15 protein-coding genes are annotated in these 19,824 nt (G+C 59.2%); 7 read left to right on the forward strand and 8 right to left on the reverse strand.

Annotation, left to right across the window (positions count from 1 at the left end; all coding sequences use genetic code 11):
- Positions 1-501: 501 nt before the first annotated feature.
- Entirely contained in the window at positions 502-939 is a 438-nt protein-coding gene (locus tag ACZZZ4_RS26845; RefSeq protein ID WP_463549227.1) for a hypothetical protein, read from the reverse strand.
- Positions 940-1,042: 103 nt separating this feature from the next.
- On the opposite strand from ACZZZ4_RS26845, the gene ACZZZ4_RS26850 reads away from it, so the two are divergent.
- Positions 1,043-1,480, forward strand: coding sequence for a universal stress protein (locus ACZZZ4_RS26850; RefSeq protein WP_463549228.1), 438 nt, complete (start codon positions 1,043-1,045; stop codon positions 1,478-1,480).
- A gap of 192 nt (positions 1,481-1,672) precedes the next feature.
- Here ACZZZ4_RS26850 and ACZZZ4_RS26855 read toward each other — a convergent pair whose 3' ends face one another.
- Positions 1,673-3,595 carry an ATP-binding cassette domain-containing protein gene (locus ACZZZ4_RS26855; protein WP_463549229.1) on the reverse strand — a complete coding sequence of 641 codons (1,923 nt, stop codon included), beginning with the start codon at positions 3,593-3,595 and terminating at the stop codon, positions 1,673-1,675.
- A gap of 214 nt (positions 3,596-3,809) precedes the next feature.
- On the opposite strand from ACZZZ4_RS26855, the gene ACZZZ4_RS26860 reads away from it, so the two are divergent.
- A complete protein-coding gene (locus ACZZZ4_RS26860; RefSeq protein WP_039760801.1) occupies positions 3,810-5,738 on the forward strand; it encodes a transglycosylase SLT domain-containing protein in 1,929 nt (642 codons plus the stop codon).
- A 91-nt stretch (positions 5,739-5,829) separates the two neighbouring features.
- On the opposite strand, the gene ACZZZ4_RS26865 is transcribed toward ACZZZ4_RS26860, so the two are convergent.
- On the reverse strand, positions 5,830-7,602 hold the full coding sequence (locus ACZZZ4_RS26865) for an ABC transporter transmembrane domain-containing protein (protein WP_463549230.1): 1,773 nt from the start codon (positions 7,600-7,602) through the stop codon (positions 5,830-5,832).
- Between the two features lie 258 nt (positions 7,603-7,860).
- Between ACZZZ4_RS26865 and ACZZZ4_RS26870 the strand changes: the two genes are divergently transcribed.
- The gene (locus ACZZZ4_RS26870; protein WP_129999689.1) at positions 7,861-8,040 is read left to right on the forward strand and encodes a PA1571 family protein; all 180 of its coding nucleotides are present in this window, start codon (positions 7,861-7,863) and stop codon (positions 8,038-8,040) included.
- 154 nt (positions 8,041-8,194) lie between these two features.
- Here ACZZZ4_RS26870 and pdxB read toward each other — a convergent pair whose 3' ends face one another.
- Positions 8,195-9,340, reverse strand: coding sequence for a 4-phosphoerythronate dehydrogenase PdxB (pdxB, locus tag ACZZZ4_RS26875; protein ID WP_463549231.1), 1,146 nt, complete (start codon positions 9,338-9,340; stop codon positions 8,195-8,197).
- A 160-nt stretch (positions 9,341-9,500) separates the two neighbouring features.
- Here pdxB and ACZZZ4_RS26880 point away from each other — a divergent pair, with 160 nt between their 5' ends.
- The gene (locus ACZZZ4_RS26880; RefSeq protein WP_463549232.1) at positions 9,501-10,910 is read left to right on the forward strand and encodes an MATE family efflux transporter; all 1,410 of its coding nucleotides are present in this window, start codon (positions 9,501-9,503) and stop codon (positions 10,908-10,910) included.
- A gap of 45 nt (positions 10,911-10,955) precedes the next feature.
- On the opposite strand, the gene tusA is transcribed toward ACZZZ4_RS26880, so the two are convergent.
- Both tusA and rlmM read right to left on the reverse strand, forming a co-directional pair.
- Complete coding sequence (gene tusA / locus ACZZZ4_RS26885; RefSeq protein ID WP_415761933.1) at positions 10,956-11,204, reverse strand: sulfurtransferase TusA; 249 nt, start codon at positions 11,202-11,204, stop codon at positions 10,956-10,958.
- A gap of 164 nt (positions 11,205-11,368) precedes the next feature.
- Positions 11,369-12,442, reverse strand: a complete 1,074-nt coding sequence (rlmM, locus tag ACZZZ4_RS26890; protein WP_129999692.1) for a 23S rRNA (cytidine(2498)-2'-O)-methyltransferase RlmM — start codon at positions 12,440-12,442, stop codon at positions 11,369-11,371.
- A 222-nt stretch (positions 12,443-12,664) separates the two neighbouring features.
- Here rlmM and acnA point away from each other — a divergent pair, with 222 nt between their 5' ends.
- The gene (gene acnA / locus ACZZZ4_RS26895; RefSeq protein WP_463549233.1) at positions 12,665-15,406 is read left to right on the forward strand and encodes an aconitate hydratase AcnA; all 2,742 of its coding nucleotides are present in this window, start codon (positions 12,665-12,667) and stop codon (positions 15,404-15,406) included.
- A 314-nt stretch (positions 15,407-15,720) separates the two neighbouring features.
- Here the strand turns inward: acnA and ACZZZ4_RS26900 are convergent, their stop codons facing one another.
- Positions 15,721-16,209, reverse strand: a complete 489-nt coding sequence (locus tag ACZZZ4_RS26900) for an SRPBCC family protein (protein ID WP_253503866.1) — start codon at positions 16,207-16,209, stop codon at positions 15,721-15,723.
- Between the two features lie 175 nt (positions 16,210-16,384).
- Here ACZZZ4_RS26900 and ACZZZ4_RS26905 point away from each other — a divergent pair, with 175 nt between their 5' ends.
- Both ACZZZ4_RS26905 and ACZZZ4_RS26910 read left to right on the forward strand, forming a co-directional pair.
- Positions 16,385-17,299, forward strand: coding sequence for an ADP-ribosylglycohydrolase family protein (locus ACZZZ4_RS26905; RefSeq protein ID WP_129999695.1), 915 nt, complete (start codon positions 16,385-16,387; stop codon positions 17,297-17,299).
- 48 nt (positions 17,300-17,347) lie between these two features.
- Entirely contained in the window at positions 17,348-17,752 is a 405-nt protein-coding gene (locus ACZZZ4_RS26910) for a lysozyme inhibitor LprI family protein (protein ID WP_129999696.1), read from the forward strand.
- Positions 17,753-17,798: 46 nt separating this feature from the next.
- Here ACZZZ4_RS26910 and mrdA read toward each other — a convergent pair whose 3' ends face one another.
- Positions 17,799-19,691, reverse strand: coding sequence for a penicillin-binding protein 2 (gene mrdA / locus ACZZZ4_RS26915; protein WP_415761928.1), 1,893 nt, complete (start codon positions 19,689-19,691; stop codon positions 17,799-17,801).
- Positions 19,692-19,824: the final 133 nt, after the last annotated feature.

Genomic DNA, 19,824 nt, shown 5'->3' on the forward strand with positions numbered 1-19,824 from the left:
CTGAACAGTACACGTCGGACGCAGGCATATGGCTCAGAAGGACGCTTTGTTCGTCGATGCTGACACCGTCCGCCTGGCACACCCGCCAACGCGATAGTCGGGATTCTGTAGGAGCAGTCTGTAAGACAAACGCTCAATTCATACGCCCGTTTGATTCGGGTACGTCACCTTCACGGAATTTCTGACAATTGTCAATCGCCCTAAATTCGGGCTGAAATGCGACTTTGCAGTCATTTCTGCACCAGGATGAGCAGCAACACCCGTCTCGATGTTGAGCCATTCATAGAATCAATAGTTAGAAAAGTCGCCCTAATTTCCGCCGAGCCCTGTTCAGAAGGCTACGCTGGGTGGACTGCGAGGAAATTTGCCGGGGCGATCAAAGCGCCTGCCGCAAAAAAGATTACCGGCCTGCCTGGCCAACCCGCCCGACGAATCATGTCGGGCTTTTTATTGGGCGTCTGCCGGACGTTCTACACCGTTGCAGTGAGAAAAATCGCCGTCTCACGCCAGCGCTTTCAGCGTCGCGTCGATATCCTGCAGAACCGTCGCCTCGCCCTTCTCGCCCCAGTACAACGCGATCATCTGCTTCTCCGCTTCGATCTTGAAAACATTGCCCGGCAATTTTTCGAAATAATCAAGGAGCGCCCGGTCATCGCAGACTTCTTGCCATTGATTGACCCACACGCCCGGGGTTTTCTGCCAATAGGTCCAGCACGCCGGTTGACTGCCACGCCGGGGTCGGTGGTACTGGGCGCAGGGATTCGGCGGCTCCGGCAGCAGCCAGTGTGGCCACTCCTGCGGCGCCAGCTGCATCGCCAGGCCGATGCGTCGCGCCTCCATGCGCAAGGCCATGCGTCCGCTCTGCGTGCGCGATGGGCGCAACCATGCCAGTGGACTTAAAACTACCAGCAGGATTGACACCACCAGCCAGACCGTCATATCTGTACTCCCGATTTTTGATGAGCCCATTGTCTCACTAGCGAACCAATGCGCTTGAAACCAGCCATACTTACCAATATCGAACCCTCAGGAGGAGCACCTCATGCCCTACCACCACATACTGGTCGCCGTAGATCTGACCGAAGAGTGCGACCCTGTGATCCACCGCGCGCGTGAGCTGTCGGTGAGCAACGCTGCCAAGTTGTCGCTGGTGCATATCGTTGAACCAATGGCCATGGCCTTCGGTGGCGACGTGCCAATGGACCTGTCACAACTGCAACAACAGCAGTTCGATCAGGCCAAGGAACGCCTTGAAAAACTCAAATTGAAATACCCCGAGCTCAAAGACGCCGATTGCCATCTGACCTACGGCCAGCCCCGCCAGGAAATCCATCATTTCGCCAAGGAACAGCAATGCGATCTGATCGTCGTCGGTAGCCATGGCCGTCATGGCCTGGCATTGCTCCTCGGCTCGACTGCAAATGACGTGCTGCACGGCGCGCCTTGCGATGTACTGGCGGTGCACCTGGTCAAACGCTGATCTGTCTTGCACTTTGTGGAAGCGAGCCTGCTCGCGAATACGTCGGCACATTCAATATGAGTGCTGCCTGACACACCGCTTTCGCGAGCAGGCTTGCTCCCACAGGTGACGTGCTCCCGCCTGTAGATCGCATTACATATGAAAAGCCCGGCGCTCATTACTGAGCGCCGGGCTTTTTCACCTCAGCAGCAATCAGGCATCCAGCTCGGCCCAACGCTCCACCAACGCATCCAGCTCGGCCTGCAATTGCTCCAGCGAAGCAATCACTTTGGCCGTTTCCGCCGGCGGACGCTGATAGAAGCCGGCCTCAGCCATTTCCGCTTCAACCGCGGCGATCTGCTGTTCCTTGGCGTCGATGTCGCCCGGCAAAGCTTCCAGTTCGCGCTGCAGCTTGTAGCTCAGCTTCTTCTTTGCAGCCGGTGCGGCAGCGGCAGGCGCAGCCACTGGAGCCGGCTCCGCGGTAACCACCGCTGAATTCAGATCAGCCTTGCCCGACTTGCTTTCAGTCACGCCCAACAGACGCGGCGAGCCGCCCTGACGGATCCAGTCCTGATAACCGCCGACGTATTCACGAACCTTGCCTTCACCTTCGAAGACCAGGGTGCTGGTCACAACGTTATCGAGGAATGCCCGGTCGTGGCTGACCATCAGCACGGTGCCGTTGAAGGTCAGCAGCACCTCTTCGAGCAGCTCCAGGGTTTCCACGTCGAGGTCGTTGGTCGGTTCGTCGAGTACCAGCAGGTTCGCCGGTTTGCTGAACAGCTTCGCCAGCAACAGACGCGCACGCTCACCACCGGACAATGCCTTGACCGGCGTACGCGCACGCTGCGGGCTGAACAGGAAGTCACCGAGATAACTCAGCACATGGCGGCTCTGACCGTCGATATCGATAAAATCGCGACCTTCGGCGACGTTGTCGATCACGGTTTTTTCCAGATCCAGCTGATGGCGCAATTGGTCGAAGTAGGCGACGTCGATGCGCGTGCCCTCTTCCACTTTGCCGCTGGTCGGTTGCAGACCGCTGAGCATTAGCTTCAACAGTGTGGTCTTGCCGGTACCGTTGGCGCCGAGTAGGCCGATACGGTCGCCGCGCTGCAGGACCATGGAGAAATCCTTGATCAGGAAAGGCCCGCCCGGATGCGCGAAGCTGACGTTCTCCAGCACCATCACCTGTTTGCCGGACTTGTCCGCGGTTTCCAGCTGGATGTTCGCTTTGCCGGTACGCTCGCGACGCTCACTGCGCTCAACGCGCAGGGCTTTCAGGGCGCGCACGCGACCTTCGTTACGGGTGCGCCGTGCCTTGATGCCCTGACGGATCCACACTTCTTCCTGAGCAAGACGCTTGTCGAACAGCGCGTTGGCGGTTTCTTCAGCGGCCAGCGCAGCTTCTTTGTGCACGAGGAAACTGGCGTAATCGCCGTTCCAGTCGATCAGGCCGCCGCGATCCAGTTCGAGGATGCGCGTGGCGAGGTTTTGCAGGAAGGAACGGTCGTGCGTGATGAACAACACGGCCCCCTGGAAATCCTTCAGCGCTTCTTCGAGCCAGGCAATCGCGCCGATGTCCAGGTGGTTGGTCGGTTCGTCGAGCAGCAGCAGATCCGGTTCGGACACCAGCGCCTGCGCCAGCAGCACGCGACGACGCCAGCCGCCGGACAACTCGGCGAGGGTCTTGTCGGCCGGCAATTGCAGGCGGCTCAGGGTGCTGTCGACCAACGTCTGCAAGCGCCAGCCGTCACGGGCTTCGAGGTCGTGCTGAACGTGCATCAACTTGTCCAGATCAGCGTCGGTGACGATGTTCTGGCTCAGGTGATGGTATTCGGCGAGCAAGGCGCCAACACCGTCGAGGCCCTCAGCCACCACGTCGAACACCGTCCGGTCGTCGGCCACTGGCAATTCTTGCGGCAATTCGCCGATTTTCAGACCGGGGGCACGCCACACCGAACCGTCATCGGGCTTCTGGTCGCCCTTGACCAGTTTCATCATGCTGGACTTGCCAGTGCCGTTGCGGCCGATGATGCACACCCGCTCACCACGGGCGATCTGCCAGGACACCTTGTCCAACAACGGCATAGCGCCGAACGCAAGGGACACATCGCTGAATTTGAGCAGGGTCATGAGCTTCTCCAAAAACCGGGCGCGCATTCTACCTGACTTGAGGCTTCAGCAGGCCGGCAATTTGTCTGTCGAAGCACTCTGCACAACATTTGTTGCGAACTTGTGCAGCGAGGCGCGCAAAGCTTTCGCCGCTTGCTGGCAAAAGGCTAAGCTACAGGCAATTCAGTGCGGATCCCGATCGGCACTTGTCATGATTTCTCTGCCCGGATGTCTCATGCGCAGTCGCCTTTTCAGTGTTTTGTCCTGCTTGTTTCTTACCGCCACTGCCGCTCAATCCGTCCAGGCGGTGGACCTTTCCACCCAACGCCAGTATTACGATGAAGCCAAGCGCGCCTTGGCCAAAGGTGATACCGGCCCATATTTGCGCTACAGCCAGGCGCTTGCCGATTATCCGCTGGAACCCTATCTGGCTTACGACGAACTGACCGCGCGCCTGAAGACCGCGAGCAACGCGGAAATCGAGAAATTCCTCGCCGAACACGGTGACCTGCCGCAAGCCAACTGGATGAAACTGCGCTGGTTACGCTGGCTCGCCGACCGTGGCGACTGGGCGACCTTCGTCAAGTATTACGACCCGAAACTGAATTTCACTGAGCTCGATTGCCTCAACGCGCAGTATCAGATCAGCCACGACAAGAAGGCTGAAGGCTATGCCAGTGCGGAAAAACTCTGGCTGACCGGCAAATCGCAACCGGCTGCGTGTGACGCCCTGTTCGGCATCTGGGCTGCCGACGGCCAACTGACCGAGCAGAAACGCTGGGAGCGCACCAAACTTGCCGCGCAGGCACGCAACTATCCGCTGGCCAACAGCCTGATCAACGGCCTGACCACCCTGGCCCCGCGCGGTCGCTTGCTGGTCGACGTGGCGCAGAAACCCGAACTGCTCAACCAGCCGTCGCGCTTCACCCCGGCCGACGAGCCGATGTCCGACGTGGTCAGCCTCGGCCTGCGCCGCCTCGCTCGGCAGGACCCGGACAAGGCCATGGCCCTGCTCGACGGTTACGCCAGCAGCATGCATTTCTCTCGCGATGAAAAAGTCGCGATCGCCCGCGAGATCGGCTTGACCCTCGCCCGGCGTTTCGACAGCCGCGCGCTCGACGTAATGACCAAATACGATCCGGAACTGCGCGACAACACCGTCTCGGAATGGCGCCTGCGCCTGCTGCTGCGTCTGGCACGCTGGAATGATGCCTACGAGCTGACCAAACGCCTGCCGCAAGACCTCGCCACCACCAACCGTTGGCGCTACTGGCAGGCGCGCAGCCTGGAACTGGCCCAGCCACAAAACCCGCAAGCGCTGACCCTGTACAAGAATCTGGCGCGGGAACGAGACTTCTACGGCTTCCTCGCCGCAGACCGTTCACAATCGCCTTACTCGCTGAACAACAAGCCGCTGGTGCTCAGCCAGGCGCTGATCAACAAGGTCCGTAACACCCCCGGCGTGCGCCGCGCGCTGGAGTTTCATGCACGCGGGCAGATCGTCGACGGGCGTCGCGAGTGGTATCACGTCAGCCGTCATTTCAACCGCGATGAAATGGTCGCCCAGGCCAAACTGGCCTACGACCTGAAATGGTACTTCCCGGCGATCCGCACCATCAGTCAGGCGCAATACTGGGACGACCTGGATATCCGCTTCCCGATGGCGCACCGCGATACCCTCGTGCGTGAAGCCAAGGTCCGCGGCCTGCATTCGAGCTGGGTGTTCGCCATCACTCGGCAGGAAAGTGCCTTCATGGACGACGCGCGCTCCGGCGTCGGCGCCAGCGGTCTGATGCAGTTGATGCCCGGCACCGCCAAGGAAACCGCGCGCAAGTTCAGCATTCCACTGGCCTCACCCCAGCAAGTGCTCGATCCGGACAAGAACATCCAGCTCGGCGCCGCTTATCTCAGCCAGGTGCACAGCCAGTTCAACGGTAACCGCGTCCTCGCCTCCGCCGCCTACAACGCCGGCCCCGGCCGCGTGCGTCAGTGGCTGCGCGGTGCCGATCACCTCAGTTTCGACGTCTGGGTGGAAAGCATCCCGTTCGACGAAACCCGCCAGTATGTGCAGAACGTGTTGTCGTACTCGGTGATCTACGGCCAGAAGCTCAACTCGCCGCAACCGCTGGTGGATTGGCATGAGCGATATTTTGATGATCAATGAGCAGGCAGTGACCGCATGAGAATGAAAAATGCCCGCATCGTGAGATACGGGCATTTTTTTATGGATCATTACCAGTCGGTTACTGGATCGGTTAATCAGGCTGACCATCATTGAACTGCAACGCCGCCAGCCGCGCGTACAGCGGATTGCTGGCGATCAATTGCTGATGTGTCCCCACCGCTACCAGCTTGCCTTGATCCATCACCGCAATTCGATCAGCGTTCTTCACCGTGGCCAGCCTGTGGGCAATCACCAGTGTCGTGCGGTTTTCCATCAGCGTTGGCAGGGCCTGCTGGATCAGATGCTCGCTCTGGGCGTCGAGGGCACTGGTGGCTTCGTCCAGCAGCAGGATCGGCGCGTCCACCAGCAAGGCGCGGGCGATGGCCAGACGTTGGCGCTGACCGCCGGACAATCCTAGGCCGCCGTCGCCGAGATGAGTCTGATAGCCGTCCGGCATTTGTTCGATGAAGTCGTGGGCGTGGGCAATGCGCGCAGCTTCCTTGACCTGCGCAAGCGTGGCCGTCGGGCAGCCGTAGCGAATGTTCTCTTCCACACTGCCGAAAAACAACGCAGGAGTTTGCGAGACCAGCGCGAAACAGCGGCGCAGGTCCAGCGGGTCAAGACTGGTCAGTGGCACGCCATCGAGGAGAATCTGCCCCTCACGCGGATCGTAGAAGCGCAGCAACAGGTCGTAGACCGTAGATTTGCCCGCGCCTGACGGCCCCACCAATGCCAGGGTTTCGCCTGCTCTAACCGCCAGATTCAAGCCATCGACTGCGTAGCTTTCCGGACGCGAGGGGTAGGAAAAGCGCACGTCACGCAGTTCAAGCTCACCTTTGACCCGCACCGGCAACGTCACCAGCCCGGTCGCCGGGGGCTGGATGATATTTTCCGAGCGCAGTAATTCTGCAATGCGTTCGGCGGCGCCCGCAGCACGTTGCAGTTCGCCGATCACTTCGCTCAGCGTGCCGAACGCGCTGCCGACAATCAGGCTATAGAAAACGAATGCCGCCAGCTCCCCAGCCGATATCCGCCCCGCCATTACATCCATGCCGCCGACCCACAACATCACCGCCACCGCGCCCAGCACGAGCACGATCACTAGAGTGATCAACCACGCCCTCTGGAAGATCCTTTTACGCGCAGTTTCGAACGCCTGCTCGACGGTCGAGGCGAAACGCTGCTCGTCCTGCACCTGATGGTTGTAGGCCTGCACGGTTTTGATCTGACCAAGGGTTTCCGATACGTAGCTGCCGATATCGGCGATGCGGTCCTGGCTCTGGCGCGACAGATTGCGCACGCGGCGGCCGAAGATCAGGATCGGCGCGATCACCAGCGGTAACGCAATCACAACAATGCTGGTGAGTTTGGGATTGGTGATGAACAGCAACACCACACCGCCGATGACCATCAGCAGATTGCGCAGGAACAGCGAAAGCGACGAGCCGATCACCGACTGCAGCAGCGTGGTGTCGGCGGTCAGGCGCGACTGGATTTCCGAGCTGCGGTTGTCCTCATAGAAGCCCGGATGCAGATACACCAAGTGATTGAACACTTGCCGGCGAATGTCGGCGACCACGCGCTCGCCAATCCATGAAACAAGATAGAACCGTGCAAAAGTGCCCAGCGCCAACCCGAGCACCAGCAGCATGAAAATACCGATGGACTGATTGAGCAGATGTGGCGAGCGGGTCATGAAACCCTGATCGACCAGCAACTTGATGCCCTGCCCCATCGACAACGTAATGCCCGCTGTGACGATCAACGCGAGCAGCGCGCCGAAAGCATGCCAGCGGTACGGCAGGAGAAAATGACTGGTCAGGCGCAGGGCGCGCCGGTGTCGGGAAGAAAGCATGGAGATCATGGAATTCACGTCTGCGCAGATGAATCGGGCCAGCCTACAGACTCAGATGGGGTGGAACTCTGTAAATCACAATGAGTCAGGTTAAATATGCCCGGGATGTCCGGATGCTAGAAACGATTGGTCTAAGGTTGCGGTTGAGACGAATCGTCATTTCTGTTTGAGTAGAGATGCCGCCCGCCGACAGACCGCAGGGAGTTGTCACAGCCTGGTCACGTGGCGGTTTTACCTTAGGCACACAACCTGATGAGGAGACAGGCCATGTCCTTGCAACACAGCAGCGAAGACAAGATTGAAGTGATCCGCACCCAACCCGACCAGTCTCTGGGTTGCTCGATTATCGATGAGCAGGGCCGCGAGGTACCGATCACTGAAGACATGATCCAGAACGCCTGCCGCGAACTGGAAAAGCGATTGGTCAAGCCTGCCGAACAAGAGTGATATAGCCACCGTCTTCCTGACCCGGTCCTGAGTGGCCGGGTTTTTTGTATCTGTAATTTAGCTGTGTATCGTGTCGGAGCTGCCGAAGGCTGCGATCTTTTGATCTTCAAAAAGCAAGATCAAGAGATCGCAGCCTCGTTTCACTCGACAGCTCCTACAGGACACGGGTTGCCCCCAGCGCCTCAACCATCTGCCGCAACACCGGCGCATCACCTTCAATCCGCACCTTCAGGCCTTCGATCTCGCGTCGCACCGGGTACTGCTTGCGCAGCACGTCAAACGCCGCACGCTGTTCAGCGACATTTCCCACCAGGCTGCGGCGAAAATCCGCATCATCGCGGCGCGGGTCGTACACGCCCCGGCACAACATCGCCAGCGCCCACGCAGGATCGCTGTCACCGTGCAAGGAAACTTCCGACAACCAGGTTGCTGGCAGCAGATCGCTGAGCTGAATCGCCGCAGGTTGACCGCTGAAAGCGCAGTAGGCCTGATAGATTTGCGCGGTGCCGCGTTGCTTGCCATCGAGGCTGTAACCGGCGATGTGTGGCGTGGCCAATACGCAGAGCTCCGCCAGCGCAGGGTCAACTTCCGGCTCTTTTTCCCAGACGTCGAGCACCGCTTGCAGGTCCTCGCGCTCCAGCAGCACCTCACGCAGCGCAACGTTATCCACCACAGGGCCGCGCGCCGCATTGATCAGCCATGCACCCTGCTTGAGTTGCTGCAGACGCTGTTGATCGAACAGGTGCCAGGTTGCAGAGTCGCCGCTGCGGGTCAATGGCGTATGCAGACTGATCACGTCGCACTGCTCGATGATCTGCTCGAGACTGACATAATCGCCGCCCTCGGCAGCCTGACGCGGCGGATCGCAAACCCTGACGTTCCAGCCCAAGCCCTTCAGGACCTTGATCAAGCGCCTCCCCACTTCACCGGCGCCGACAACGCCGTAAGTGCGCTGACTCAGATCAGCCCCTTCGATTTCGGCCAGTGTCATCAGACTGCCCAGTACGTAATCGACCACGCCCCGGGCATTGCACCCCGGCGCGCTCGACCAGCAGATCCCGGCCTCGTTGAAGTAATCCAGATCCAGATGATCGGTGCCAATGGTGCAGGTGCCGACAAAGCGCACCTTGCTGCCCTCGAGCAGCGCACGATTGACGTTGGTCACCGAGCGCACCAGCAACACATCGGCCTGCTCGACCGTCGTGCGGTCGATGGAGCGACCCGGGACTCGGCGGATGTCGCCGAAACCGGCAAAAAAAGCATCGAGCAGCGGGATATTTTCGTCGGCAACAATCAGCATGGCGGGCTCCTTGGGCGGATCGGCAGTTTAGGTGCAGACGCGTCGATCGGCCAGCAGGGTTTGCGCTTACAAATACGCAACAGAGGATTTTTCCTGACCGAGGCGTCAGCGGCGTAGAATGCGTCGCTTTGCGTATCAACACTATCCGGACGCTTTGCCTGTGAACCCTGTAACTGACCAACCTGTCGCCGTCTCCCTGACCCGCCCAGCGCGGATTCGTCTGGAGCTGAAAAATCTGCTCGCCCTGGCGTTGCCGATCATCATCGCGCAACTGGCGACCACCGCCATGGGCTTCGTCGATGCGGTGATGGCCGGGCGCGTCGGGCCCAAGGATCTGGCGGCAGTGGCACTGGGCAACTCGATCTGGGTCCCGGTGTTTCTATTGATGACCGGCACACTATTGGCCACCACGCCAAAAGTCGCTCAACGTTTCGGCGCTGGCAAGCACAGCGAAATCGGCCCGATCGTGCGGCAGGCGCTGTGGCTGGCATTGGTCGTCGGCTTGATCGCTACCTCGATGCTGGTCGCCGCCGAGCCGGTGCTGCACCTGATGAAGGTCGATCCCGAATTGATCGGCCCGTGCATGCAATACCTGCACGGCATCGCCAGCGGCTTGCCGGCGGTGGCCTTTTATCACGTGCTGCGCTGCACCAGCGACGGCATCGGCCGCACCCGCCCGGCCATGGTGCTGGGCCTGTGCGGTCTGGCGCTGAACATTCCCCTGAACTACATCTTCATCTATGGCCACTTCGGCGTGCCCGCCATGGGCGGCGTCGGCTGCGGCTGGGCCACGGCGATCGTGATGTGGGTGATGGCGCTGGGCCTGGCCGGTTACGAACGCTGGGCGCCAGCCTATCGCTCAAGCGAACTGTTCAGCCGCTTCGACTGGCCGCAGTGGGCGGTGATCAAGCGTCTGCTGTCGATTGGTTTACCGATCGGCATCGCGGTGTTTGCCGAGTCGAGCATTTTCGCCGTGATTGCACTGCTGATCGGCAGCCTCGGGGCGACGGTGGTGGCCGGGCATCAGATCGCGCTGAACGTCAGCTCGCTGGTGTTCATGATTCCCTATTCGCTGGGCATGGCGGTCACCGTGCGCGTCGGCCAGGCGCTGGGCCGCGAGAAACCCCGTGAGGCGCGTTTCGCTGCAGGTGTCGGCATGGGCACCGCACTGGCCTACGCCTGCCTGTCGGCGAGCCTGATGCTGGCTCTGCGCGAGCCGATTGCGGCGATCTATACCGCTGATCCGACGGTGATTCACATTGCGGCCATGCTGATCGTCTATTCGGCGCTGTTCCAGTTTTCCGATGCGATTCAGGTGACTGCAGCCGGCGCGCTGCGTGGTTATCAGGACACGCGGGTGACGATGATCCTGACTCTGTTCGCCTACTGGGGCATTGGTTTGCCGGTCGGTTACGCGCTGGGCCTGACCGATTGGCTCGGCGAGCCACGGGGCCCGAGCGGGTTGTGGCAGGGTCTGATTGTCGGTTTGAGCTGCGCGGCGCTGATGCTGTCAATCCGGCTGACACGCAGTGCGCGCAAGCGAATCCGGATCAGTCGTTCGGCGGGTTGATCACCCATAAAAAAACCTGCATTTGCAGGTCTTTTTTGCCCAGATTCAGGACTTCTTGCGAATCCAGTAAAGATAGGTACCGGCCTCTTCATGCTGGCTGACCAGTTCATGGTCAAGAAACACGCAGAACTTGGGGATATCGCGCTTGGTCGAGGGATCCGTGGCGATCACCTTGAGCAGGCCGCCGGGCGCCAGATCGCGGATGTGCTGGTGCAACATCATCACCGGCTCCGGGCAATTGAGACCGGTGGCGTCGAGGGTGCCGTCGACCGGGGTGTTGATCATTTCACTCATGGCTTACTCCAGAAACTGGCCGGCATTGTCGCGCATTGCTTGGGATATCGTCCAACCCATGTGGCAGCGAGCCTGCTCGCGAATGCGGTGCTTCATCCAACATTGATGTCGGCTGACAAGACGCTTTCGCGAGCAGGCTCGCTCCCACAAGAGTTCGCTCTGCTTCAGCGGGACTTGGGCTTTTTGCTGTCGTGCCGGCGCAGATGGCAAGTCACCTCCTCACGATCGTGATACAGCTGCTTGCAGCCGATATCAACCTTGATCCCCCGTGCCTTGAATCCATCGGCAATGCGCTCGAGCAGCCGCTTCACTTCGGCATAACGCTGCTTCATCGGCAACTTCAGGTTGACCACCGCCTCGCGGCAATGTCCCTCGCCAATCCACTCTTCCAGCATCGCGGCGTTGCGCGCCGGTTTCTCGACGATGTCGCAAACCATCCAGTCCACCGGCTGCTTGGGCTTGAAGGTAAATCCGTCCGCCATCAGATGCTGGACCAGCCCGGTTTCCATCAGGCTTTCAGCCATCGGGCCGTTGTCGATTGCCGTCACCAGCATGCCACGGTTGACCAGTTGCCAAGTCCAGCCCCCCGGCGCGGCGCCGAGGTCGACACCGGTCATATCGCTGTGCAGGCGATCTTCCCACTGATCACGCGGAATGAAGTGGTGCCACGCCTCTTCCAGCTTCAGGGTCGAACGGCTTGGCGCTTCGCGGGGAAATTTCAGGCGTGGAATGCCCATCGGCCACATCGCCGAATTGCCGGCATCGGCCAGGCCGAGAAAAACTTCGCGGCCGCTTTTGAAAGTCAGCAACAAACGCGGCTTGCTGGCGTCCTCCACCAGTTTGCCAGCGGCGATCAGTGCCTTGCGCAGCGGGCCTTCGAACTTCTTGCAGAAGTTCGACAGCTCCTTGCCGTCATTGGTATCGACCACTTCCAGCCACAGACTGCCGCACACCGGGAAATCGGCCATGTGCGCGAGAATCACGCTGATCCGGTCGTTTTCCGGCAGATCGATGAAAAAGCCGCGCGCCCACTGCCGCGGGAAGATCAGTTCGGCGAAACGCTGCCCGCGCATCAGGCGTTCGGCACCGTCTGCTTCGGTGCAGACAAACTCGGCGCAGGCCGCAGCCGTTTTGGCTTTGGCGTAACCGGCGACATTGAGACGGGCGGCAAGGTCGGAAATCTCCGAACAGACTTCGCCTTCGAAGCCGGGCCGGCAATGCATGAATAGGGTGTTCATTCTTACTCCTGGGCAGCGGTCGATCATTCGACCGCTGCGCGATGCTCAAGCCTTGCGTTGCCGCAATGCCTGTCACGAAAACCGGCGCATGATAGCCGAAGTCGGAACCTTGGTTCCGTCCATAGAGTCCAGTTATTAGCCAGCTACTCAAAACAGGGCTAGGTTTAATGCTCTGCCCGTCCCCTCAGTCCGTAGCCGTGCGGACTCAAAGGAGTGATCGTAATGCCGTCCCTCGATAGTCTGAAATCACTGAAAACCCTACAAATCGACGCCACGACCTACCACTATTTCAGCCTGCCGGAAGCCGCCAAGAGCCTGGGCGACCTCGACAAGCTGCCGATGTCGTTGAAGGTGCTGTTGGAAAACCTGCTGCGCTGGGAAGACGAAAAAACCGTCACCGGCGCCGACCTCAAAGCCATCGCCGCCTGGCTCAAGGAGCGCCGCTCCGATCGAGAAATCCAGTACCGCCCTGCCCGTGTGTTGATGCAGGATTTTACCGGCGTTCCCGCCGTGGTCGATCTCGCCGCCATGCGTGCGGCAATGGCCAAGGCCGGCGGCGATCCGCAGCGGATCAACCCGTTGTCGCCGGTGGATCTGGTGATCGACCACTCGGTAATGGTCGACAGGTTTGGCAGCGCCAGTGCGTTTGAACAGAACGTCGACATCGAAATGCAACGCAACGGCGAGCGCTATGCCTTCCTGCGCTGGGGCCAGAGTGCGTTCGATAACTTCAGCGTGGTACCGCCGGGCACCGGCATCTGCCACCAGGTCAATCTCGAATACCTCGGCCGCACCGTGTGGACCAAAGACGAGGATGGCCGCACCTACGCATTCCCCGACACGCTGGTCGGCACCGACTCCCACACCACCATGATCAACGGTCTCGGCGTGCTCGGCTGGGGCGTTGGCGGGATCGAAGCGGAAGCGGCGATGCTCGGGCAACCGGTGTCGATGCTGATTCCCGAAGTGATCGGCTTCAAACTCACTGGCAAGCTCAAGGAAGGCATCACCGCTACCGATCTGGTGCTGACCGTGACGCAGATGCTGCGCAAGAAAGGCGTGGTCGGCAAATTCGTCGAATTCTATGGCGACGGTCTCGCCGACCTGCCATTGGCCGACCGCGCGACCATCGCCAACATGGCTCCAGAGTACGGAGCGACATGCGGTTTCTTCCCGGTCGATGATGTCACGCTGGAATACCTCCGCTTGTCTGGCCGGCCGCCGGAAGTAGTGAAATTGGTCGAGGCGTACACCAAGGCTCAAGGCCTGTGGCGTCTGCCGGGTCAGGAGCCAGTGTTCACCGACAGCCTGGCGCTGGACATGGGCAGCGTCGAAGCCAGTCTGGCCGGGCCGAAACGTCCGCAGGATCGCGTCTCGCTGCCGAACGTCGCGCAAGCCTTCAGTGATTTCATCGACCTGCAATTCAAACCCACCAGCAAGGAAGAAGGACGCCTGGAAAGCGAGGGCGGTGGCGGCGTCGCCGTGGGCAACGCCGATCTGGTCGGCGAAGCGGACTACGAATACGAGGGCAAGACCTATCGCCTGAAAAACGGTGCTGTGGTCATCGCCGCGATCACTTCCTGCACCAACACTTCCAACCCGAGCGTGATGATGGCGGCCGGGTTGCTGGCGAAGAAAGCCGTGGAGAAAGGTCTGACGCGCAAGCCTTGGGTGAAGAGTTCATTGGCGCCGGGTTCGAAAGTCGTCACCGACTACTACAAGGCTGCCGGACTGACGCAGTACCTCGATCAACTCGGTTTTTCGCTGGTCGGCTATGGCTGCACCACCTGCATCGGCAACTCCGGGCCACTGCCGGAGCCGATCGAGAAAGCCATTCAGAAAGCCGATCTGACCGTCGCATCGGTACTGTCCGGCAACCGCAACTTCGAAGGTCGCGTGCACCCGCTGGTGAAAACCAACTGGTTGGCCTCGCCACCGCTGGTTGTCGCTTACGCATTGGCCGGCAGTGTGCGTACCGATATCAGCAGCGAACCGCTGGGCGAGGATCAACAGGGCAATCCGGTGTATCTGCGCGATATCTGGCCGAGCAGCCGGGAGATCGCCGAAGCGGTTAATCAGGTCAACACAGCAATGTTCCACAAGGAATACGCCGAAGTGTTTGCCGGCGACGAGCAATGGCAAGCCATCGAGGTGCCGCAAGCGGCGACTTACGTGTGGCAGGACGATTCGACCTACATCCAGCATCCACCTTTCTTCCACAATATCTCCGGTCCTCTGCCGGAGGTGAACGACGTCAAAGGCGCACGGGTATTGGCTTTGCTCGGTGATTCGGTAACCACAGACCACATCTCCCCCGCCGGCAATATCAAGGTCGACAGCCCCGCTGGGCGTTATCTGCAGGAGAAAGGTGTCGAGCCGCGCGACTTCAACTCCTACGGTTCACGTCGTGGCAACCATGAAGTGATGATGCGCGGAACGTTTGCCAACATCCGAATTCGCAATGAAATGCTCGGGGGCGAGGAAGGTGGCAACACAATTTACATCCCCACCGGGGAAAAAATGGCGATTTACGATGCAGCCATGAAATATCAAGCGTCGGGCACGCCTCTGGTGGTGATTGCCGGCCAGGAATATGGCACCGGATCAAGCCGTGACTGGGCGGCCAAGGGTACCAATCTGCTCGGCGTCAAAGCGGTGATCGCAGAAAGCTTCGAGCGTATTCACCGCTCCAATCTGGTCGGGATGGGCGTCCTGCCGTTGCAGTTCAAGCTTGATCAGAATCGCAAGAGTCTCAACCTGACCGGCAAAGAGACGTTCGAGATTTTGGGATTGACCGGCGTTGAGCTGACGCCGCGAATGAACCTGCCGTTGGTGATTACTCACGAGGATGGGCGTCAGGAAAAGATCGAAGTTCTGTGCCGCATTGATACGCTGAATGAGGTCGAGTACTTCAAATCCGGCGGGATCCTGCATTATGTGTTGCGGCAGTTGATTGCTTCGTAACGGGGTGACACTCGCGCAGGCTGCGATCTCTTTGACTTGGGTTTATAAGAGCAAGATCAAAAGATCGCAGCCTTCGGCAGCCCCTACCTACAGGCGAAAAAAACCCGCCGAAGCGGGTTTTTCCCAAGACCATTATCGACTCCCTGTCGGCAGCGATCCCTGCAATGGTCGATCGTCCATGATCCTGAAACACTCCCTGTGTCCCAGTTGATGTGTGTAGATTACCCAGTGGATCCAATCAGCAATAGTCGTAAAAGCTACCAACTCGTGTAAGACATTCGCCATACAAACACTTCCGAAAACCCTTAGATGGGTCAGGCACTTCCGCTTTCACGGGCCTTGGCGCTTTCGGCGAGAAACTGTTCAAGCCTGCTCAGCTGCTCCTCCCAGCCGCGACTGTCCATGTAATACGCCTCTTTCTGACGGATATCAGGGATGTGCGCGAAGCCGGATTCCGAGACCTTGAGTAGAGTGCCGTCTTCGAAGTCCTGCAATTCGAACTTGACCAGTGTGGTCGGCTCTTGTGAATAGTCGATCTTCGGGTTGACCGCATACGGGTGCCAGCGAAAAGAAAACAACTGCTGCGGCTCGACCCGCTCGATCAGCACATTCCACAATACGTGTTCATAACCGGGGTAAGTGACCTGGCCCTGCGTCCACTCGCCGGCAATGAAACGCCGGCCCTCGAGCGCCACGCCAAACCACTGGCCAAACGCCTCCGCATCGACCAATGCGCGCCAGACGTGGGAACGCGACGCCTTGAGCGTGATCTTGCGTTCGAAACTGTTAGGTACTGGTTTCATACGTCACCTCCTGTTCTGAACACTAGGCTTGTATGACCACATGTCCAATGCGAAGTTGTATCCAGCGCTGCAGACATTGATTCGAGCGGACACATCCTGCGGCAGTTTCCGCTCTGTGATCGGCGCCAGCTGACCTGTTATCTTTCCAGCGAATCCGCAGAAACAAGGACGAATCATGCAGCCCTCACTTGCCGATCGATACCGCGGCGCCCTCCTCGGCCTGGCTTGCGGCGATGCGGTCGGCACAACAGTTGAGTTCCAGCCGCGAGGATCATTCCAGCCGCTGAGCGACATGGTCGGCGGCGGCCCGTTCCAGCTTAAGCCAGGGCAGTGGACCGATGACACTTCAATGGCACTTTGTCTAGCCGAGAGCCTGCTGCGCAAAAACGGTTTTGACGCGGCCGATCAAATGGGCCGCTACCTCAATTGGTGGAAATGGGGATACCTGAGTTCCACCGGTGAATGTTTCGACATCGGCATGACCGTCAGCCAAGCGCTGGAACAGTATCAGCGAACCGGGGAGCCTTTCGCAGGCTCGACTGACCCGTTAACTGCCGGCAACGGATCGCTGATGCGATTGGCGCCCGTCGTGCTGTTCTATTTTCCTGATTTCCGACAGATCCAGACCTCCGCTGCCGATTGCTCGCGCACAACACATGCCGCGCCGGAGGCAATCGAGTGCTGCCAATTGCTGGCTGATCTGATCACTAGAGCGCTTGAGGGTGCGGAGAAAACACAGCTTCGCCGGTCGCCATTGTTAGAGCTTTCCCAGCCAAAGGTGGTTGCTATCGCGCAGGGCGATTACCTCGATAAAACGGAAAACGAAATCAAAGGCAGCGGCTATAGCGTGCAATCACTGGAAGCTGCCTTGTGGTGTTTCCATCGAACGCAGACCTACGCTGACGCGGTATTGAAAGCAGCCAATCTCGGAGATGATGCGGATACTACAGCGGCTATCGTGGGTCAGTTGGCCGGCGCTTACTATGGCGTTCGCGCGATTCCTGAGCACTGGCTGGAGCAGCTGCATGAAGGCGAGGAAATCGCAGCCATGGCGGATCGCTTGCTGGAAGCTTCCAGGTCACGTACCTGATCATCGCTACACTAATTTGCTCTTTTCCCTTGATACAGCGAGAACCTCATGTCAAAGCCTCTGCTTCTGGCCTTCGCGCCCTTTTTGTTTTTCCCTTTCGCCCATGCCGCCGATGATTGTGCCAACGCCAGCGATCAGGCGACGATGAATCAATGCGCGGGGCAAGCGTTCAAAGCGGCAGACAAGGAATTGAACGCGGTTTACCAGCAGATCACCGGACGCTTGAAAGACAATCCAGACGGCAAGAAGCTGTTGGTGGGCGCACAGCGGGCATGGATTGGATTTCGGGACTCGGAATGTAAATTTTCGGCATCAGGAGTGGCGGGCGGGAGTGTTTATCCATTGATTTACAGCGATTGCCTGACCAGCATGACCAAGACGCGTGTCGAGGCGCTCAAGCAATATTTAAAATGTGAGGAAGGTGACATGAGTTGCCCGGTTCCTGGGGCGTAAGCGCAGGCTCAGCTAGCGTGAGCCTGCGCTGCGGAGCCACCATGCGTCAGACGTGCGGATCACCCGGTGCTTTACTCGGCGCAGCATATTGGGGCTTCAGGTGGCCATCCTGATCGAGTAACCAGGCATCCATGATCTGCCGGACCACTGGCCCTGCCACTCGGCCCCCTGCCTCGCCATTCTCGATCATTACCGAGATGGCGATCTTTGGATGCTCTGCCGGTGCGAATCCAACAAACAAAGCGTTGTCACGGTGACGCTCGAGGGTTTTTTCGCGGTTGTAGCGTTCCCCCTGCTTGATCGCCACCACTTGCGCCGTACCACTCTTGCCGGCGATGCGGTATTGCGCCCCCGCAGCGGCCGCACGGGCAATGCCTCGAGCATCGTGCATGACCATCTGCATACCGTGGTTGACCTGCTCCCAATCGCGCGGGTCCTTGAGCAGGATGTTCGGCATCGGGTGCTCGTCGACCGGCGCTACGCCGTCGACCGATTTGGCCAGGTGCGGCCGGTTCCATATTCCTTTGTTGGCAATCAGTGCAGTAGCTTGGGCCAATTGCAGCGGCGTGACCTGCATGTAGCCTTGGCCGATGCCAAGAATAACGGTTTCACCGGGATACCAGGCCTGTCGCCGCGTTGCGCGTTTCCAGGCTTGCGACGGCATCAGACCGGGAGACTCTTCAAACATGTCCAGCGAGACTTTTTCACCGAGGCCAAACATCGCCATGTAATCATGCAGACGATCGATGCCGAGCTTGTGCGCCAAGTCGTAGAAGTAAGTGTCGTTGGAGCGCATGATCGCCGCGTCCATGTCCACCCAGCCGTCACCGCTGTGGTTCCAGTTGCGGTACTTGTGGTCGAAGTCCGGCAGTTGGTAGTAGCCGGGATCGAAGACGCGGGTTTGTGGGGTCACGACGCCGGCGTCCAGGCCTGCGATAGCGACTTCTGGTTTGATCGTCGAGCCTGGGGCGTACAGGCCGCGCAATACTCGGTTGAACAGCGGCCGGTCAATGGAATCCCGCAGCGCCGAGTATTCCTTTGAGCTGATACCCGTGACGAACAGATTCGGATCGAAGCTGGGATTGCTGACCATGGCCAGCACTTCTCCGGTGGATGGATCAAGAGCAACCACGGATCCACGGCGATCACCCAACGCGGCTTCGGCGGCTTCCTGCAATTTCACGTCGAGGCTCAGAACGATGTTTTTGCCGGGCACCGGATCGGTGTGCTTGAGCACCCGCAGCACTCGGCCTTGAGCATTGGTTTCGACCTCCTCGTAACCAACATGGCCATGCAGCTGCGCTTCATAGAAGCGCTCGATACCAGTTTTACCGATGGACTGCGTACCACGGTATTCAACGGAGTCGAGAGTTTTTGATTCTTTTTCATTGATCCGACCGACATAACCGATCGAATGGGCGAAATGTGCGCCGAGGGGATAGTGCCGGACAAACTGCGGTTCGACATCAAGTCCCGGTAAGCGAAATTCGTTAACCGCCAGGACGGCAATCTGCTCTTCCGTCAGCTCATAAAATAAGGTGACCGGTGTGAACGGATGCCGGGATTGCTTCATCGCCTTGTCGAATACCGTGCGGTCTTCGGCAGGCAGGTGCAGCAAGTTGATGACTTCGTCCAGCTCCTGATTGACGTCAGTTGCGCGCTCACGGGTGATGGTCAGGTTGTAGCTGGGGCGATTGTCGGCGAGCAACACACCGTTGCGGTCATAGATCAATCCGCGCGTTGGCGGGATCGGCAGGACATGGACACGGTTGTTTTCGGAGATGGTCGAGTGGTAGTCGAACTCTACGACCTGAAGGATGTACAGGCGCACCACCAGAGCACAGCTGATGGCGAAGACGAACAGAGCACAGGCAATCAATCGTTTATTGACCAGGCGCGTTTCTTTTTCATGATCCTTGATCGGGATTGGTTCAGGCATTTCTACAGCAACTCTTTGGCATAAATGAGTGCCGATCCGTGGCCAAACTTCAGTCCGTTAAAAAACGAGCTGCACCATACCAAAACCGGCCGTCCACTTCAGGATGAATTTACCCGATGGCAGCCTGAAAAAC

Source organism: Pseudomonas sp. AC252 (assembly GCF_979258105.1).

Bases quoted from the DNA above. Each gene is read 5' to 3' on its own strand.
- ACZZZ4_RS26850 (WP_463549228.1), top strand. From the start codon at position 1,043: ATGCCCTACCACCACATACTGGTCGCCGTAGATCTGACCGAAGAGTGC.
- rlmM (WP_129999692.1), bottom strand. From the start codon at position 12,442: ATGAACACCCTATTCATGCATTGCCGGCCCGGCTTCGAAGGCGAAGTC.
- ACZZZ4_RS26845 (WP_463549227.1), bottom strand. From the start codon at position 939: ATGACGGTCTGGCTGGTGGTGTCAATCCTGCTGGTAGTTTTAAGTCCA.
- mrdA (WP_415761928.1), bottom strand. From the start codon at position 19,691: ATGCCTGAACCAATCCCGATCAAGGATCATGAAAAAGAAACGCGCCTG.
- pdxB (WP_463549231.1), bottom strand. From the start codon at position 9,340: ATGCTGATTGTTGCCGACGAAAATATCCCGCTGCTCGATGCTTTTTTT.
- ACZZZ4_RS26855 (WP_463549229.1), bottom strand. From the start codon at position 3,595: ATGACCCTGCTCAAATTCAGCGATGTGTCCCTTGCGTTCGGCGCTATG.
- ACZZZ4_RS26865 (WP_463549230.1), bottom strand. From the start codon at position 7,602: ATGATCTCCATGCTTTCTTCCCGACACCGGCGCGCCCTGCGCCTGACC.
- ACZZZ4_RS26910 (WP_129999696.1), top strand. From the start codon at position 17,348: ATGTCAAAGCCTCTGCTTCTGGCCTTCGCGCCCTTTTTGTTTTTCCCT.
- ACZZZ4_RS26900 (WP_253503866.1), bottom strand. From the start codon at position 16,209: ATGAAACCAGTACCTAACAGTTTCGAACGCAAGATCACGCTCAAGGCG.
- ACZZZ4_RS26905 (WP_129999695.1), top strand. From the start codon at position 16,385: ATGCAGCCCTCACTTGCCGATCGATACCGCGGCGCCCTCCTCGGCCTG.
- ACZZZ4_RS26860 (WP_039760801.1), top strand. From the start codon at position 3,810: ATGCGCAGTCGCCTTTTCAGTGTTTTGTCCTGCTTGTTTCTTACCGCC.
- tusA (WP_415761933.1), bottom strand. From the start codon at position 11,204: ATGAGTGAAATGATCAACACCCCGGTCGACGGCACCCTCGACGCCACC.
- ACZZZ4_RS26870 (WP_129999689.1), top strand. From the start codon at position 7,861: ATGTCCTTGCAACACAGCAGCGAAGACAAGATTGAAGTGATCCGCACC.
- acnA (WP_463549233.1), top strand. From the start codon at position 12,665: ATGCCGTCCCTCGATAGTCTGAAATCACTGAAAACCCTACAAATCGAC.